The following is a 15182-nucleotide window of genomic DNA, read 5'->3' on the forward strand; positions in this document are numbered from 1 at the left end:
CGAAAGCCTACGTTGCCGTGCGCGGTTCCCTAACGGCCTGGTGCAATCGAATCATGACCCAATTCGCGGCCTTCCTGCGCGGCGTCAACGTCGGGGGCGTCAACCTGAAAATGGCCGAGGTGACCGCCGCCCTGACCGATGCCGGATTTACGAATGTGCGCACCATCCTGGCCAGCGGCAATGTGCTACTGGAGGCACCCGGTGATGCCACGACGGTGCGGCAGAGCGCGGAGAGCACGCTGCGCAACAAGTTCGGCTACGACGCCTGGGTGCTTGTCTACGACATCGAGACGGTACGCACCATCAACGAGGCGTATCCGTTCGAACGAGAAGTCGACGGGTTGCAGTCCTACGTGACGTTCGTGTCCGACGACTCGGTGCTTGATGAACTGGCCGCGCTGACCGCCGGCGCCAATGAGAAGATCCACCGCGGCGATGGCGTCATCTACTGGCAGGTGCCCAAGGGCGCCACGCTGGACAGCACCATCGGCCGCACCATGGGCAAGAAGCGCTACAAGGCCTCGACCATCACCCGCAACCTGCGCACGCTGGACAAGGTCTTGCGGTAGGTAGGTTTGCTCCAATGACCCCTGCCGACGAATTCGCCCAACAAAAGGTCGCCCTCACCGGCGTCTCGGAGACCGCCCTGCTGACGCTCAACGCCAGGGCCGCAGAGGCGCGCCGCCGTGACCCGATCATCGAGGATCCGATGGCAGTCAGGCTGGTCGACTCCATCGACTTTGACTTCGCGAAATTCGGCCCTACCCGCCAAGACATCGCACTGCGGGCCCTGGCCTTCGATACTCGAGCGCTGGCCTACCTGAATAAGCACCCCTCGGCCACCGTGGTGGCGCTGGCCGAGGGCCTGCAGACCAGTTTCTGGCGTTTGGATTCAGCCCTTCCCGGCAAGAAATTCCGTTGGCTGACAGTCGATTCGCCGCCGATCATCGACATCCGAAAGCGGTTGCTACCCAATTCACCACGGGTATCGGTGTGCGCGCAGTCCGCGTTGGACTACGGCTGGATGGACTCCGTCGACACCTCCGGTGGGGTGTTCATCACCGCCGAGGGACTGCTGATGTATCTGGAGCCGGATCAGGCGCTGGATCTGATCGCCCAGTGCGCCAAGCAGATTTCCCGGCGCTCAGTTGCTCTTTGATCTGCCGCCGCGCTGGTTCTCCTTGTTCACCCGCCTGGGCATGCGGACCTCGATCCGCTACAAGATCCCGCCAATGCCGTTCAGCCTGTCCGTGGCTCAAGCCGCGGACCTGGTGAACACGATTGCAGGCATTCGGGCGGTCCGGGACGTGCAGCTGCCTGCTGGGCGCGGCCTGATGTTCAACGCCGCGCTGTCGACGGTCTACCGGTTGCCGGCCCTGGACTCGTTGCGCCCGTGCCTGACTCTGCTGGAGTTCGGCTAGCGAACGCCGTTAGTCGTCGGGCACGGCGGTGAGGTAGCGAATCGCATCGGACTTGGTCAGCCCCAGCGCGCGGGCCACTTCCACGTATTCCTTGGCCGCGGCCGCCATCGCCGCGTCGGTCGGGTCGAACCGAGAGATGAAGGTGCCGAAGCGGCCCCGTGTTTCGACAATTGCGGCCGACTCGAGCTCTCGATACGCGCGGGCCACCGTGTTGGCGGCAACACCAAGCTGCCCGGCCAGATCGCGCACCGTCGGGAGGCGGGTGCCGGGCGGCAGCGCGCCCGCTCGCACACCGTCGATAACCTGGGTTCTGAGTTGATCGAATAGCGGTTTGCCCGCCTTCACGTCGACCCGTAGCCAATCCCGAAGCTCCACAATCACAGTATCACCCAGTATTGCCCAGTATCCGGTCAAGCACGGCTATCTTTGTGGGATGCGAGTGACGGTGCTCAGCGGCGCGGGCATCTCCGCGGAAAGCGGAGTACCGACGTTCCGTGACGACAAGAACGGGTTGTGGGCCCGCTTCGACCCGTACGAGCTGTCCAGCACACAGGGCTGGGAACGCAACCCCGAGCGGGTGTGGGGCTGGTATCTGTGGCGGCATTATCTGGTGGCCGACGTCGCACCCAACCCCGGCCACCAAGCGATCGCCGAGTGGCAAGATCACGCCGAAGTCAGTGTTGTCACGCAAAATGTCGACGATCTGCATGAACGCGCCGGCAGCACACCGGTACACCACCTGCACGGCAGTCTTTTTGAATTCCGTTGCGCCCGTTGCAATAAGCCTTACACGGACTCGTTGCCCCAGATGCCTGAGCCCGCACTGGAAGTCGAACCGCCGGTCTGCGGCTGCGGCGGACTGATCCGCCCCGACATCGTGTGGTTCGGCGAGCCGCTGCCGGAGGGGCCGCGGCACTGCGCCGTCGAGGCAACCGAGGCTGCCGATGTGATGGTGGTGGTGGGCACGTCTGCGATCGTCTACCCCGCGGCCGGTCTACCGGAGTTGGCTTTGGCGCGCGGCAAGATCGTGATCGAGGTCAACCCAGAGCCCACGCCGCTGTCGCGAAGCGCGACGCTTTGTGTACGCGAGTCGGCGAGTCAAGCGTTGCCCGGACTGCTGGAGCGGCTGCCCGCGCTGCTGCGCGATTGAGCTACACCCGCAGCGCGGTCGGTTCACAAATTCACGCCATAGCCGCTGAATCGGCCTGTTGAGCCAGTGCGCCCTCACACATGGCAAGGCGCAGTCACGGCACCCGATCAGGGACGGCGGGCCCGGCCCAACACCAACTCGGCCACCGGGACCGGCGCCCACGTCGGCAATGTCCACTCCCGTCGCGTGCTCTCCACGTCGAATCCGGCAGCCTTGATCACCCGCTCGGTGTCACGATGCGTGTGGCAGTTTCCGGCAATCCGGGGCCAGAAGGTCGCGTCGACAAATTGCTGCAGCCGCCCACGGGCGCCGGCACTGGCAATGTGTTCGAGGTAGCGCAACTCCCCGCCCGGGCGCAGCAGCGAACGCAGGTGCTGCAACACCCCGAGCTGGTCGGTGACCGAGCACAGCACCAGCGAGCAAACCACCGCGTCAAACGGGTCCTGATCGCTGAACTGCTCGGCCGTATCAGCGGTCACGGTAACCGGAATAGGCGCATCTTCGCCGGCCGCGCGGGCCCTAAGCGCTAGGTGGGGCTCCGGCTCCACGGCAACCACCTCGGTCACCGTCTGCGGGTAGAACGCAAAGTTTGTCCCCATACCGGCGCCGATCTCGAGGACCCGCCCAGATAGGCCGGCCAGATTCTCTCGGCGTAACGCACGCACCGGCTCGGCCTCGTGCGCGACGATGAACGGCCAAATCCGGGCGAAAAATGGGTGATCTATGTTCTTGGCGAGCGATGTCATACGCGTGACTCCTCCGACGGGCGATGCTGCACGACCCAATCCATGAGGTCGCGAGACGTGGCCTGCGGGCCGACTAGACCCGCCACCATGTGGCCACACAGGACTGCGCCCAGCACGCGGTCGGCAAAGGCCGCGACATCGCCGAACGGCAGGTGTGGCTTGGCAATCAACAGGGCCGCCACCCCGTGCGCGGCCGTCCACAATTCCAGCGCGATGGTGGTGGGGTCGTCGGCGCGGTAGATGCCTTCGTCCATCATCGCCTGCACCGAGGCGCACATATGCCGGAAAGCCGAGCTGTCCAGGGCGCTATCCACGTTGCTGCCCGAGCGCCACTCACCCATGGTGGCCAACCGATACAACTCCGGGGTCTGCAGAGCGAACCGCACATAGGCCAGGCCCTGGGCTCGCAGCACCTCCACCACGCAGGTGTGGCCCATCGCCGCCCGCTCCATTTCCTCATCGAGTCGTGCCAGATAGCGGGCGCACACCGCATCCAACAGCGCATCTTTGTCTTGAAAATGCAGGTAAATGGACGGCGGTGTGACCCCGACCCGCTCGGCTACAGACCGGATGGACACGGCCCTGGCCTGGCGCGTCTGCAGCAATAACTCGGTGGCCGCATCCAGGATCTCGTGGCGCAGCAAGTCACCTGATCCACGCGGCGCACGTGCACGTCGCAAGCGTCCCATCGACACGCTATCCACGACCACTCAGCGCCGCCGGGATGGTCGGCCGGTCGCGGCGGTCCGCCGCCTCGGTGGCGGCGGCGTCAGCACCCCCAACCGCGCCGGTCTCGCTGATACCGAATCGCTGGTGCAGCCACACCAGGGGTTTGGGAGCCCACCAATTCCACCTGCCCATCACATGCATGAACGCGGGCACCAGAACCATCCGGACCAGCGTCGCGTCGGCAGCCACGGCGAGCGTCAGTCCCAAGCCGAACATTCGCATGAAGGACACGTGCGCGGCGATCAGCGCGGCGAACGACATCGACATGACCAACGCGGCCGCGGTGATCACCCGCCCGGTGCGTGCCAATCCAAGCGCCACACTCTCGTCGTTGGCGGCGTGGGCTTGGGCCGGGCTCGGGGTCGCCGGACGTGCGGCCCCCGAAGCCAGCCAGTACTCCCGAATTCGCGCGACCAGGAACACCTCGTAGTCCATGGACAGCCCGAACGCGATGCAGAACAACAACACGGGCATGTTGGCCACCAGGGTCCCGCTCGGGGTCGTGCCCAGTGCCCCCAGATGACCGTCTTGGAAGATCCAGACCAGCGCACCGAACGCCGCGGTCAGCGAGAGCACGTTGCAGATCAGCGCCTTGGCGGGCAGCACGACACTGCCGGTGAGCAAGAATAACAGGACAAAGGTGATGGCGGCCATCAGACCCGGCACCAGCGGCAGTCGTTCGGTCACCGCGTCCACGCTGTCCCGGTTGACCTGCGCCACACCGGCCATCTCGACGGTCCGGCCGGCCGGGCCGGTCACCTGGTGCAACCGTTTGAGCTGGATGTCTGAGGCGTGGGAAAACAGCGGCGCGGTGCTGTCCACGGTCAGAAAGGCACTGCCATCGGAAAATCCGGTAGCACCCGCCGGCGGCCCCACCCGACTTCCGTTGACGAACGTCCCGCTGGGGGCGGTCACAGATGCCACGTCGGGCACTCGCGACAGGTCGGCGGCGTAGCCGTCCAGGTCGGCTGGGACCAGACCGTGCACGTCAGGCACGACCACCGGAACGGCCATCGCGAGATCGTGTGCGAAGTTGGTGCGCAACTCGTCACCGACCTGATGCGAGGACGCCGTGGCAGGCAGCACCCGATCATCCGGGAAGCCCCACTTCACCGAGAAGAACGGAAGTCCCAATATCACCAGCACCGCAACAACAGCCAAGCCGACCGGAAGCGCCCGGCGCATCACGAATTTGGTCGACCGATACCAGAACAGTTGATCTACCGGCTTGTGCTGGGGTTCCGGACGGCCCAACATCCGGCGCGCCAGCCGGCGCACATTCAAGGCATCCAGCCGCGGCCCCAGCAACACGATCGCGGCCGGTGTCACCACGATCGACGCCGTCGTGACAAAGGCCACCGTGGCCACGCCGGCGTAGGCGAACGATTTCAAGAAGTACATGGGAAAAGCCACGGTCGCCGACATCGACAGCGCGACGGTGACCGCCGAGAACAACACCGTGCGGCCGGAAGTCGCCATGGTCCGGACCAGAGCTTCCTCGCGTGAGCTGCCCTCGGCGAGCTCGTCACGATAGCGACTGATGATCAGCAGCGTGTAGTCGATGGCCAACGCCAACCCCAGCGCCGTGCTGAGGTTGAGGGCAAAGATCGAGACGTCCGTCGTGAACGTCACCAGCCTCAAGACCGACATCGAACCGACGACGGCCAGCGCACCCAGCGCCATCGGCAACGCGGCCGCCAGCAGCCCGCCGAATACCCAGACCAGCACCAGGAAGCTGAGCGGAATCGCGATCAACTCCATGACCAGCAGGTCGTCCTGATTCTGCTTGTTGATCTGCGCGTACTCCATCGCCGAACCACCGGCGCGGACGGTGACGCCGTCGCGATCGTGAACGATCTCGTCGGCGAGGGTCTGCGCATTTTTCTGCGCGTTGCTTTCGCCGCCTTTGATGTTGACCACAATCAGCCCGGACTTGCCGTCCTTGCTCACCAAGTCGGGAGCACTCTTGGGATCAGCCGACGGCCCCGTCCAGGGCGAGGACACGTTGAATACCAGTGGGGAGTGGTTCAACTCGGCGACAATGTCGGTGCCCACCGCGCGCGCCCGCTCCGTGCCGACGCCGCCGGGAGCGGTCACCAGAATCAGCATTTGCTGACCGCTCTGGCCGAACTTGTCGGCGAGCACCTTGATGGCGCGAGCCGACTCGGCGTTGGGATCTTGGAAACCGCCGGGAGACAGACTGTTGGCGACTGGGATGCCGAAGACCGCTGCTGCGATAAAAACCAGCAGCGCCACCCCGATGATTCGACGCGGCGCTGCTATGGCAAGTCGAGCGATCCCCTGCAACATCGTGCGTCCCCTCCACCGCGAGTGCAGCCGTCCCGGGCGGCTGCACCATATCCGCGGTAGCTTATCAGCGATAACTTAAGGGCGTCAAACAACACCTGCCGTAGTCACGAGGCCCGACGCCCCGACGGTTCACCGCGCCGCGGACAAACCGAGATGCGGACAAACCGCGATACGCCCGGCGACGCCACCGGTAGCGACACATTTGCTTCCCGATGTTTCTCGACCGCTGGCCAGGCCCCCGAGTTACGGCATACCGTCGGGCCTGCCCAAAGCGGCTGGCGAGCACTTCGGCATCGGCACCCTACCCACCGGTAAGAATTGCCACGATTTTCCGAATCGTGACTCAATGATTCCTTAATGGCGACTTCTACGCTCAGTGTCATGTGGATCGACGACTCGAGTGCCGATGTCATTAAGGCCGACTTCGAGGCTCTCTACCACGGCGACATGCTGGTGGAGGGCGAGACCTCGGAGCAGGTTGAAGAGTGGCACCCCCTCCCTACGGCGAGCTGAGCACACCATGGGCATGCTTGCACGGTTACTAATTGCCGAACCAGCCGTCAGCCGTTGGTTCCGTCGATAGCCAATTCGCGTCTATTGATGAAAGCCCCCCGCCTGTGCGGGGGGCTTTCATCGTTATTAACGGCCCTTAGCGCGGCGCCATCCGGATCGCGCCATCCAAACGAATGACCTCCCCGTTGAGCATCGGGTTTTCAATGATGTGCACAGCCAGCGCCCCGTATTCGTCGGGGTTTCCCAGCCGGGACGGGTGCGGCACCTGCTTACCCAGCGACGCCCTGGCCTCCTCGGGCAAAGACGCCAGCAGCGGGGTATCGAACAGTCCGGGCGCGATGGTCATCACCCGGATGCGATGACTGGCCAGATCGCGGGCGATCGGCAGGGTCATACCAACCACGCCGCCCTTGGACGCCGAATACGCAGCCTGGCCGATCTGGCCATCGAATGCAGCCACCGAGGCGGTGTTGATGATGACGCCGCGCTCTTCCGCATTGGGGCCGACGGGTTCGGTTTTGGCGATTCGCTCGGCGGCCAGCCGCAGCACGTTAAAACTCCCGACCAGGTTGATGTCCACAATCTTGCGGAACGCCGCCAACGGGAAGACGCCGTCGCGGCTCAGCACGCGTATCGCGTTACCGGTCCCGGCGCAATTGACGACGATGCGCAGCGTGCCCATCGTTTCGGCCAGATCCAGCGCACTGGCGACGGCGGCCTCGTCGGTCACATCCGCCGCCGCGAACCGTGCCCGGTCGCCCAAATCAGCAACCACGTCTTCACCCCGGATGTCGAGCACCACAACCTGAGCCCCGGCGTCCAGCAGCCGCTTGGTGGTCGCCAGGCCCAGCCCCGACGCGCCCCCGGTGACGACGGCAACGGCGTCCCTGATCTCCATGCGAATCCTTCCTCGATTTCTCCGCTCAAAATCAACCAACCTACTGGTTGGTTGGGACTATGCCCAGTCGCTCAAGACGGCTTCGACGTCCGTCAGCGGTGCGGCCGGTGGGCGCGGCCGGCTCGGCACGGTGCGTGAGAACCGCGGCGCCGGCATCGGCTGCGGCCCGCCGTCATCGCCTTCGTAGAAGGTGTTCCGCTCGGCGATATGCGGTTCGGTGTGCACCTCGCCGAACGACAGCACCGGGGTCACGCAGGCGTCCGAATCGGCGAACACCTTGGCCCAATGATCGCGGTCGTACCTGCCGAACGCCTCGGTCAGCACCGCCCGCAGTTCCGGCCAGCGGGCGACGTCGTTTTGCGGGGGCAGGTTCACCGCATCCAAACCCAGCCCGGCCAGCATCGCCGCGTAGAACTGCGGCTCGATGGCGCCGACGGCGCCATAGCCGCCGTCGGCGCATTCATAGGTGTCGTAGTAGGGCGCGCCGCCGTCGAGCATGTTGGTGCCCCGCACGTCGCTCCATATGCCGATCCCCCGCATCACCCACATCATCTGCACCAGCACGCTGGACCCATCGACCATCGCGGCGTCGATCACCTGGCCCTTGCCCGAGTTGTGCCGCTCCCACAGTGCCGCCAAGATGCCGACCAGCAAGAACATCGAACCGCCCCCGAAGTCGCCGACCAGGTTCAGCGGTGGCACCGGCCGCTCGCCGACCCGGCCGATCGCGTGCAGGATGCCGTTGAGCGAGATGTAGTTGATGTCGTGACCGGCGTGCTGGCTGCGCGGACCGGCTTGACCCCAACCCGTCATCCGGGCATAGATCAGCCGGTCATTCACCTTGGCGCAGTCTTGCGGGCCGAGGCCCAGCCGCTCGGTGACCCCGGGCCGGTAGCCCTCGATCAAGACATCGGCCTTGGCGACGAGCTTCAAGACAAGTTCGCGCCCCTGGTCGGACTTCAGGTCGGCGGTCACGATCCGTCGGTTGAGCAGCATGGCGTCCTTCACGCCGCCCCCGCGCCCCCCGGCAGAGGACGATGGACGGTCGATGCGCACCACGTCGGCGCCGAGATCCCCGAGAATCATCGCGGCGTGTGGGCCCGGTCCGATCCCAGCCAGTTCAACGACCCGCAATCCGTTCAGCGGTCCCGACATGATGTACCGACCTTTCGTCCACTCTGACGATCTCGCCCGGGCCGAACACCCGACAAATGGCATCTTCGCAGGCCGCGGAAATCCACCCCGTCCGGCCCACCTCGCCCACCAACGCCGTCTCGGCCACGCCCCCGGTGACCTAGGGTGAGCCCCATGCCGGATACCAGGATCGAAACCCTGGCGCCAGTCGCCGGCCTCGAGGTCAAGCTGCGCGGCGGGGTGCTGTCGGTGACGATCGACCGTCCCGAAAGCCTGAATTCGTTGACACCTGAGGTGATGGCCGGGATCGCTGACGCGATGGAGGCCGCGGCTACCGATTCGCGAGTGCGAGTGGTGCGCCTGGGTGGAACGGGTCGCGGGTTCAGCTCCGGGGCCAGGATGAGCGCCCAGGATACGGGCCGCAAGACCAGCACTTCCAGCCTCACCGAGATCAACCGGGCGGTGCGGGCAATCACGGCGTTGCCGCATCCGGTTGTCGCCGTGGTCCACGGACCCGCCGCCGGGGTCGGTGTCTCACTAGCCCTGGCGTGCGATCTGGTGCTGGCCTCCGAGAGCGCCTATTTTCTGCTCGCGTTCACCAAGATCGGATTGATGCCCGACGGCGGAGCCTCGGCATTGATCGCCGCTGCGATCGGCCGGATTCGGGCGATGCGGATGGCCCTGCTGCCCGAGCGGTTGCCGGCCACCGAGGCGCTGTCCTACGGCCTGGTCAGCGCGGTCTATCCCGTCGCGGACTTCCAAAACGAAGTGGATGCGGTGATCTCGAGATTGCTGTCCGGCCCGGCGGTGGCGTTTGCCAAGACCAAGGACTCCATCAACGCGGCCACACTCACCGAGTTGGATCGCGCCCTCGATCGCGAATTCCAGGGCCAGTCGGCGCTGCTGCGATCACCCGACTTCGCCGAGGGCGCCCGCGCATTCCAGCAGCGCCGCACCCCAACCTTCACCGACTCCTGATCCGTTGAGCTGAATCGGCAATCCTCAGCAACACCGGATCCGAATAAGACATGGGGACAGAATGGAGATCCGATGTCGGCTGGACAGGTGAACTGCCTGGTAACCGGGGCGACCGGCTACATCGGCGCCCGGCTGGTTCCACGACTGCTCGACGAGGGCCACCGGGTGCGAGCGTTGGCCCGCGATCCGGGCAAGTTGGCGGACGTTCCGTGGCGGGACCGGGCAGAGGTGGTGCGCGGCGATCTGGGCGACACCGACTCGCTGGAGGCGGCCTTCGCCGGGATGGACGTTGTCTACTATCTGGTCCATTCGATGGGCTCGGCAAAGCATTTCGCCGACGAGGAAGCCCGCGCTGCCCACAACGTGGTACTCGCCGCGCGGCGCAGCGGAGTGCGCCGGGTGGTGTACCTGAGCGGGCTACATCCAGAGCAGAGCAAGCTTTCGCCGCACCTTCAATCACGCAAGGCCGTTGGCGATGCGCTGATTGGTTCCGGCATCGAGACAATCGTGCTGCAAGCCGGGGTGGTGGTCGGATCCGGATCGGCATCCTTCGAAATGATCCGGCACCTCACCGACCGGTTGCCGGTGATGACCACACCCAAGTGGGTGCACAACCGGATTCAGCCGATCGCCATTCGTGACGTGCTGCACTACCTGGTCGCCGCGGCCACGGCCACGGTGCCCGACACCGCCAGGGCCCGAACGTGGGACGTCGGCGGCCCCGACGTGCTCGAGTACGGCGACATGATGCGGGTGTACGCGGAGGTCGCCGGGCTGCATCGGCGCTACCTGATCGTGCTGCCGTTTCTGACGCCGACGATCGCTAGCTTGTGGGTTGGCACGGTGACCCCCATTCCTCCGGGCCTGGCCCGGCCGCTGATCGAATCGCTCGAATGTGACGCGGTGATGCGCAACTCCGACATCGACACCATCATCGCGCCACCGGCGAAGGGCCTGACCAATTACCGTCGTGCGGTCGAATTGGCATTGAACCGTGCCGCGCACGGGCTTCCCGACGCCACATGGGCCTCCCTGCAGTCGGAACCGGCCGAGCCACTGCCCAGCGACCCGCGGTGGGCCGGCGAAATCGTGTACACCGATGTCCGCGTCGCGACGACAACTGCTGCACCCGAAGCTGTTTGGAAAGCGACCGAGCGCGCCATCAATAGCCGGAGGTGGTACTCGCTGGCGCTCGCACCACGGCGTCGGCACCGCGCACCGCGGTGGCGGGTCGCGCAGCGCACGCCAACCACACTGCGACTGGGCGCGGGCACCCGCGTGCCCGGGCCAACGTGGTTGGAGGTGACGCTCACACCGCGAGGCACCGCCGGCAGCAGCTACCACCAGCGGGCGATCTTCTTTCCCCGCGGGATTCCCGGCCGGCTGTCCTGGCTGGTGCTGCGCCACCTCCACGCCGCCGCGCTGCGCGCACTGGCACGCGACGTCACCGCCGCCGACCGATAACGGGGTCAGACCCCAAACAACGGTGGCAGCGCGAGCACCATGATGAGCCCCCAGACCAGGTGGGTGAGGATCGGTGCCAGCACTCCGCCGGTAGAGCGCCGTTCCCACGCACACACACCGCCGAGGATGACAGCGGCAAAGCCGAGCATCAGGTTGGCGCTGGCCATGATGGCCCCGATGTATACGACGGTCGAAACGGCCACCGGATAGAACCGACCCAACGCGGTGTAGAGCGCGCCGCGAAAGAACATCTCTTCGGCGATCCCGTTGATCAGGGTGCTCACCACGACCAGGAACAACGATCCCTGGCTGGCAAACTGCAGCACGCGGACTATCAGCTCGGTGGCGGCCGGAATCTTACGGACAACCAAGGCACCCAACACAAAGATGCCGCCCAGCAGCAGACCGATGGTGGTCCCGGTGATCACCGGGCGCTGGTTGCGACCGCGCCAGCGAATGCCACCCAGATGCAGGGGGCCGGAGGCCAGCGCGCCCAGCGCCCATACCGCGGCCAGGGTCAGCGTCAGCCAGTAGAAGGTCGACTCCCCCGGCTGGCGCCTCATCGACAGTCCCATCACCACCGCGCCGATCACCAGGACGACACCGACGACGATGCGGCGCCGTAGCACCACCGAAGGCGCCTCATGGTGTGGCACGGCCACATTCGTGATGGCGCGGCGAATGTCGTCGATGGCGCTGAATTGGGGCGCTGTTGATTGGCTCATGCGAACAGAACTTTCGGAGTCAGGGCGATCAGGATGTCGAGGCTGCTTCGTAACGCACCGGCCAGTGGACCCGGGACGATGTTCACCCATCGCAGAGTGGGACGTGCGATGGGCAGCGTCATCGTCTCGGCGATCCGGCGAATTCGCAGCGCGTCACCGCCGGCCCACACCGGATCGGTGGCTGCGAGTTGGTGGGGATCTGTCAGGGCGTCGACGGGCAACGGGGGCCCGTTCGCGTGGCCGGCCAGCGCCAACGTAATGGCATCTTCGATACTCAGTAGTCCTCCTGGTGGCTCGGGGACCTTGTCTTGCAGGCCTGCCCCGGATGCCCGCATCGGGTGATCCAGCGATTCCACCAGGTCTGCGACCAGACCATGCGGGACCGGCAGGGTGACCGCCGTGATCCGGGACGCTACCGCGGTATCGAGCCTGCCGACCGGCAATGCGGCATGCCATCTGCCGCGGATGCGCGCATACGTCTTGAGTAGCTCGCGGTACGACGTGGTGTCGGGGCCGCAGATGTCGTAGGCACCGGCAGGTACCTGGTCGACGTCGGCGGCGGCCACCAGATAGTGCAGAACGTCTCGGATGGAGATCGGATCGATCGGGTTGTACATCCAGTCCGGCATCGGCAGGACGGGTAATCGATCCCCGACGTAGCGCAGCATCTCAAACGACGTGGAGCCGGCTCCGATGATCATTGCCGCGCCCAGCCACACCAGTTCCGCGCCATCGTCGACGGCCAGTGCCTCGGCGACCTCGGCCCGACTGGACAGGTGTTGGGATAGCGCTTCACATTCGGGGACGAATCCGCCCAGGTAAACGATGCGCCGCACCCCGGTGTCACGGGCAGCGACGGCCAGGTTGGCGGCGGCGGTTTTGTCCCGGTCGCGAAAATCCGGTTGGCCTATGCCGTGGACCAGGTAGTAGACCACGTCGATCTGACCCGCGGCATTCATCGCGGCTTGCGCCGAGGCCCGGCCCGTCGCGTCGAGGATTACCGGGGTGACGTCGTCGAACCAAGCTAAGCGACTGAGTCGCGCCATGTTTCGGGTGGCCGCCAACACTTCATGGCCGTCGGCCAGCAGCGCTGTAACCAAGCGGGATCCCACGTAGCCGGTGGCGCCGGTCACCAGAATCCGCATGGTTTCGACACTAGACCCGAGACGGTGGGGCCGCGGGGAAGCCGGGCCATCCGGCAGGAGCCGGTCTGAACCGATCCGGAAGCGACAACGTGACTGACCACATGAACACATTCACCGGGGGTAGATCATCGTGCTTCAACTTGCAGCGGCCAGCGGGCACGCAGACCTCGAAGACAGATCCGCATGTGGCGGGGGTGGCCGTGAAGTTCCCGCCGAACCGCTACCACCAGGCCGAGGCGATCGGGGCGCTCACCGAGTTCGCCGGTCCGGAGTTTCGCCGGTTCGCGCTCAGCAGCGGGGTTGAGGCCCGCCACACCGCATTGCCGCTGGAACGCTATGCCGAGCTCAGCGGTTTTACCGAGGCCAACGACGCCTTCGTCGACGCCGCTCTCGACTTGGGCGAGCAGGCCCTGCGGGCGGCGCTGGACGAAGCAAAGGTCAGGCCCTCCGAAGTCGATGTCATTTTCTCCACCACCGTCACTGGTCTTGCCGTACCCACCCTGGAGGCGCGACTGGCTCACCGAGTGGGGTTGCGCGAAGACGTCAAACGCATCCCGTTGTTCGGTCTGGGCTGTGTGGCCGGTGCCGCCGGGGTGGCCCGCATGCAGGGCTCCGGCGTTGTTGATTAGCAGGCTTGTGAGCTGGGTTGATGATCTTTGGTGCCGCGCTATTGGGGCCGGAGTGTAGGCACGGGCTATCTGGAGAACGATCGAGTTGGTTACTGTTCGTCGTTGGTCTGGAGTTGCCCGTGCCTACCGTTTCAGTATTGCCTGTGTCGTCGGTTCCAGAGGTGTTCGACTGCTGGAGTCCTGGTGAGCGCAGCGAGCTCATCGGATCGGAGTTTCTCGATGTGTTGGCCTCGGTGCCAGACCCGAGGGGCCCACGCGGTCGGAGGTATTCGCTGATGGCTTTGTTGGCGATCGCGGTTCTGGCCACTGCCGCGGGGATGCGCGGCTATGCTGGTTTTGCCACATGGGCGGCCACCGCTCCCGATGATGTGTTGGCCCAATTAGGGGTCCGGTTCCGGCGGCCCAGTGAGAAGACCTTCCGCGCTGTTTTGTCTCGGCTAGACCCCGCCGACCTCAACGCCAGGATGGGCAGTTACTTCACTGCACACGTGGCCAGCAGCGACCCCAGTGGATTGGTGCCGATCGCGTTGGACGGCAAGATGCTGCGTGGTGCTTTACGCGCCAAAGCGACAGCCACGCATCTCGTGTCGGTGTTCGCCCACCGTGCCCGATTGGTGCTCGGTCAACTCGCTGTCGCCGAGAAAAGCAATGAAATTCCCTGCGTACGTGCCCTGCTCACGCTGCTGCCGGGTAGCTTGCGGTGGCTGGTCACCGTGGATGCGATGCATACCCAGGTTGTCACCGCGAAGTTGATCTGCGCCACCTTGAAGTCGCACTACCTGATGATCGTCAAGTCCAACCAAGCCAAAATATTTGCGCGTATCACCGCGCTGCCCTGGGCCGAGGTGCCCGCAGCCGCTACCGACGACTCCCGCGGCCACGGCCGTGTCGAGACCCGCACCCTGCAAATCATCACCGCTGCACGAGGAATCGGCTTCCCCTACGCAAAACAAATCATTCGGATCACTCGTGAACGCTTGATCACCGCCACCGACCAGCGCAGCGTGGAGGTGGTCTATGCCATTTGCAGCCTGCCGTTCGAGCACGCCCGCCCTACCGCGATCATGACCTGGATGCGTCAACACTGGGGAATCGAGAACAGCCTGCACTGGATACGCGACGTCACCTTCGACGAAGACCGTCAAAGGGCACATACCGGAAACGGCGCACAGGTCCTAGCAACGCTACGCAACACCGCGATCAATCTGCACCGCCTCAACGGCGCCGACAACATCGCCGAAGCCTGCCGGATCACCGCTTTGACCGCCAACCGCCGCCTAGACCTCCTCAATCCACAATTCCCCAGCTCACAAGCCCGCTAATCAACAACGCCGGAGCCC

General features: G+C 65.3%; 14 protein-coding genes and 2 pseudogenes. 8 read left to right on the plus strand and 8 right to left on the minus strand.

Features of this window, described 5'->3' with window-relative positions; translation table 11 throughout:
* The first annotated feature begins 53 nt into the window (after nucleotides 1-53).
* Complete coding sequence (locus MPSD_RS21940; RefSeq protein WP_020786289.1) at nucleotides 54-569, plus strand: DUF1697 domain-containing protein; 516 nt, start codon at nucleotides 54-56, stop codon at nucleotides 567-569.
* 14 nt (nucleotides 570-583) lie between these two features.
* Nucleotides 584-1421: pseudogene (locus tag MPSD_RS21945) on the plus strand (class I SAM-dependent methyltransferase).
* A 9-nt stretch (nucleotides 1422-1430) separates the two neighbouring features.
* Here the strand turns inward: MPSD_RS21945 and MPSD_RS21950 are convergent.
* Nucleotides 1431-1796 carry an Rv1152 family transcriptional regulator gene (locus MPSD_RS21950; RefSeq protein WP_012395866.1) on the minus strand — a complete coding sequence of 122 codons (366 nt, stop codon included), beginning with the start codon at nucleotides 1794-1796 and terminating at the stop codon, nucleotides 1431-1433.
* A gap of 58 nt (nucleotides 1797-1854) precedes the next feature.
* Between MPSD_RS21950 and MPSD_RS21955 the strand changes: the two genes are divergently transcribed.
* Complete coding sequence (locus MPSD_RS21955; RefSeq protein ID WP_020786286.1) at nucleotides 1855-2571, plus strand: NAD-dependent deacylase; 717 nt, start codon at nucleotides 1855-1857, stop codon at nucleotides 2569-2571.
* A gap of 107 nt (nucleotides 2572-2678) precedes the next feature.
* Here the strand turns inward: MPSD_RS21955 and MPSD_RS21960 are convergent, their stop codons facing one another.
* The 3 genes from MPSD_RS21960 to MPSD_RS21970 are packed head-to-tail and all read right to left on the minus strand — an operon-like array spanning nucleotide 2679 to nucleotide 6356.
* Nucleotides 2679-3317, minus strand: coding sequence for a class I SAM-dependent methyltransferase (locus MPSD_RS21960; RefSeq protein WP_011739227.1), 639 nt, complete (start codon nucleotides 3315-3317; stop codon nucleotides 2679-2681).
* A complete protein-coding gene (locus MPSD_RS21965; RefSeq protein ID WP_020726301.1) occupies nucleotides 3314-4006 on the minus strand; it encodes a TetR/AcrR family transcriptional regulator in 693 nt (230 codons plus the stop codon). Before MPSD_RS21965 ends, MPSD_RS21960 begins: the two co-directional genes overlap by 4 nt.
* A 7-nt stretch (nucleotides 4007-4013) precedes the next feature.
* Nucleotides 4014-6356 (minus strand): MMPL family transporter, encoded by a 2343-nt coding sequence (locus tag MPSD_RS21970; RefSeq protein ID WP_086085765.1) that lies wholly within the window; start codon nucleotides 6354-6356, stop codon nucleotides 4014-4016.
* A 381-nt stretch (nucleotides 6357-6737) separates the two neighbouring features.
* Here MPSD_RS21970 and MPSD_RS30305 point away from each other — a divergent pair, with 381 nt between their 5' ends.
* Entirely contained in the window at nucleotides 6738-6869 is a 132-nt protein-coding gene (locus MPSD_RS30305; protein WP_020726302.1) for a hypothetical protein, read from the plus strand.
* 136 nt (nucleotides 6870-7005) lie between these two features.
* On the opposite strand, the gene MPSD_RS21985 is transcribed toward MPSD_RS30305, so the two are convergent.
* Both MPSD_RS21985 and MPSD_RS21990 read right to left on the minus strand, forming a co-directional pair.
* The gene (locus tag MPSD_RS21985; protein WP_020726303.1) at nucleotides 7006-7767 is read right to left on the minus strand and encodes a 3-hydroxyacyl-CoA dehydrogenase; all 762 of its coding nucleotides are present in this window, start codon (nucleotides 7765-7767) and stop codon (nucleotides 7006-7008) included.
* A gap of 57 nt (nucleotides 7768-7824) precedes the next feature.
* Complete coding sequence (locus MPSD_RS21990; RefSeq protein ID WP_086085766.1) at nucleotides 7825-8922, minus strand: CaiB/BaiF CoA transferase family protein; 1098 nt, start codon at nucleotides 8920-8922, stop codon at nucleotides 7825-7827.
* Nucleotides 8923-9075: 153 nt separating this feature from the next.
* Here MPSD_RS21990 and MPSD_RS21995 point away from each other — a divergent pair, with 153 nt between their 5' ends.
* On the plus strand, nucleotides 9076-9879 hold the full coding sequence (locus MPSD_RS21995; protein WP_086085767.1) for an enoyl-CoA hydratase: 804 nt from the start codon (nucleotides 9076-9078) through the stop codon (nucleotides 9877-9879).
* A gap of 72 nt (nucleotides 9880-9951) precedes the next feature.
* Nucleotides 9952-11343 carry an NAD(P)H-binding protein gene (locus tag MPSD_RS22000; protein WP_086085768.1) on the plus strand — a complete coding sequence of 464 codons (1392 nt, stop codon included), beginning with the start codon at nucleotides 9952-9954 and terminating at the stop codon, nucleotides 11341-11343.
* Between the two features lie 5 nt (nucleotides 11344-11348).
* Here the strand turns inward: MPSD_RS22000 and MPSD_RS22005 are convergent, their stop codons facing one another.
* Nucleotides 11349-12068, minus strand: coding sequence for a CPBP family intramembrane glutamic endopeptidase (locus MPSD_RS22005; protein ID WP_020786277.1), 720 nt, complete (start codon nucleotides 12066-12068; stop codon nucleotides 11349-11351).
* Nucleotides 12065-13213 (minus strand): NAD(P)H-binding protein, encoded by a 1149-nt coding sequence (locus MPSD_RS22010; RefSeq protein WP_086085769.1) that lies wholly within the window; start codon nucleotides 13211-13213, stop codon nucleotides 12065-12067. Before MPSD_RS22010 ends, MPSD_RS22005 begins: the two co-directional genes overlap by 4 nt.
* 65 nt (nucleotides 13214-13278) lie before the next feature.
* On the opposite strand from MPSD_RS22010, the pseudogene MPSD_RS22015 reads away from it, so the two are divergent.
* Both MPSD_RS22015 and MPSD_RS22025 read left to right on the plus strand, forming a co-directional pair.
* Nucleotides 13279-13818, plus strand: a pseudogene (locus MPSD_RS22015) (beta-ketoacyl-[acyl-carrier-protein] synthase family protein); the annotation flags it as partial.
* A 143-nt stretch (nucleotides 13819-13961) separates the two neighbouring features.
* Nucleotides 13962-15164, plus strand: coding sequence for an ISAs1-like element IS2404/ISMul1 family transposase (locus tag MPSD_RS22025; protein WP_420811961.1), 1203 nt, complete (start codon nucleotides 13962-13964; stop codon nucleotides 15162-15164).
* Nucleotides 15165-15182 lie beyond the last annotated feature (18 nt).

The organism is Mycobacterium pseudoshottsii JCM 15466 (assembly GCF_003584745.1).
Lineage (GTDB): Bacteria > Actinomycetota > Actinomycetes > Mycobacteriales > Mycobacteriaceae > Mycobacterium > Mycobacterium marinum.

Excerpts from the sequence above, each read along its gene's own strand:
- MPSD_RS21940 (WP_020786289.1), top strand. The coding sequence starts at position 54 with ATGACCCAATTCGCGGCCTTCCTGCGCGGCGTCAACGTCGGGGGCGTC.
- MPSD_RS21955 (WP_020786286.1), top strand. The coding sequence starts at position 1,855 with ATGCGAGTGACGGTGCTCAGCGGCGCGGGCATCTCCGCGGAAAGCGGA.
- MPSD_RS21960 (WP_011739227.1), bottom strand. The coding sequence starts at position 3,317 with ATGACATCGCTCGCCAAGAACATAGATCACCCATTTTTCGCCCGGATT.
- MPSD_RS21965 (WP_020726301.1), bottom strand. The coding sequence starts at position 4,006 with ATGGGACGCTTGCGACGTGCACGTGCGCCGCGTGGATCAGGTGACTTG.
- MPSD_RS21970 (WP_086085765.1), bottom strand. The coding sequence starts at position 6,356 with ATGTTGCAGGGGATCGCTCGACTTGCCATAGCAGCGCCGCGTCGAATC.
- MPSD_RS30305 (WP_020726302.1), top strand. The coding sequence starts at position 6,738 with ATGTGGATCGACGACTCGAGTGCCGATGTCATTAAGGCCGACTTCGAG.
- MPSD_RS21985 (WP_020726303.1), bottom strand. The coding sequence starts at position 7,767 with ATGGAGATCAGGGACGCCGTTGCCGTCGTCACCGGGGGCGCGTCGGGG.
- MPSD_RS21990 (WP_086085766.1), bottom strand. The coding sequence starts at position 8,922 with ATGTCGGGACCGCTGAACGGATTGCGGGTCGTTGAACTGGCTGGGATC.
- MPSD_RS21995 (WP_086085767.1), top strand. The coding sequence starts at position 9,076 with ATGCCGGATACCAGGATCGAAACCCTGGCGCCAGTCGCCGGCCTCGAG.
- MPSD_RS22000 (WP_086085768.1), top strand. The coding sequence starts at position 9,952 with ATGTCGGCTGGACAGGTGAACTGCCTGGTAACCGGGGCGACCGGCTAC.
- MPSD_RS22005 (WP_020786277.1), bottom strand. The coding sequence starts at position 12,068 with ATGAGCCAATCAACAGCGCCCCAATTCAGCGCCATCGACGACATTCGC.
- MPSD_RS22010 (WP_086085769.1), bottom strand. The coding sequence starts at position 13,213 with ATGCGGATTCTGGTGACCGGCGCCACCGGCTACGTGGGATCCCGCTTG.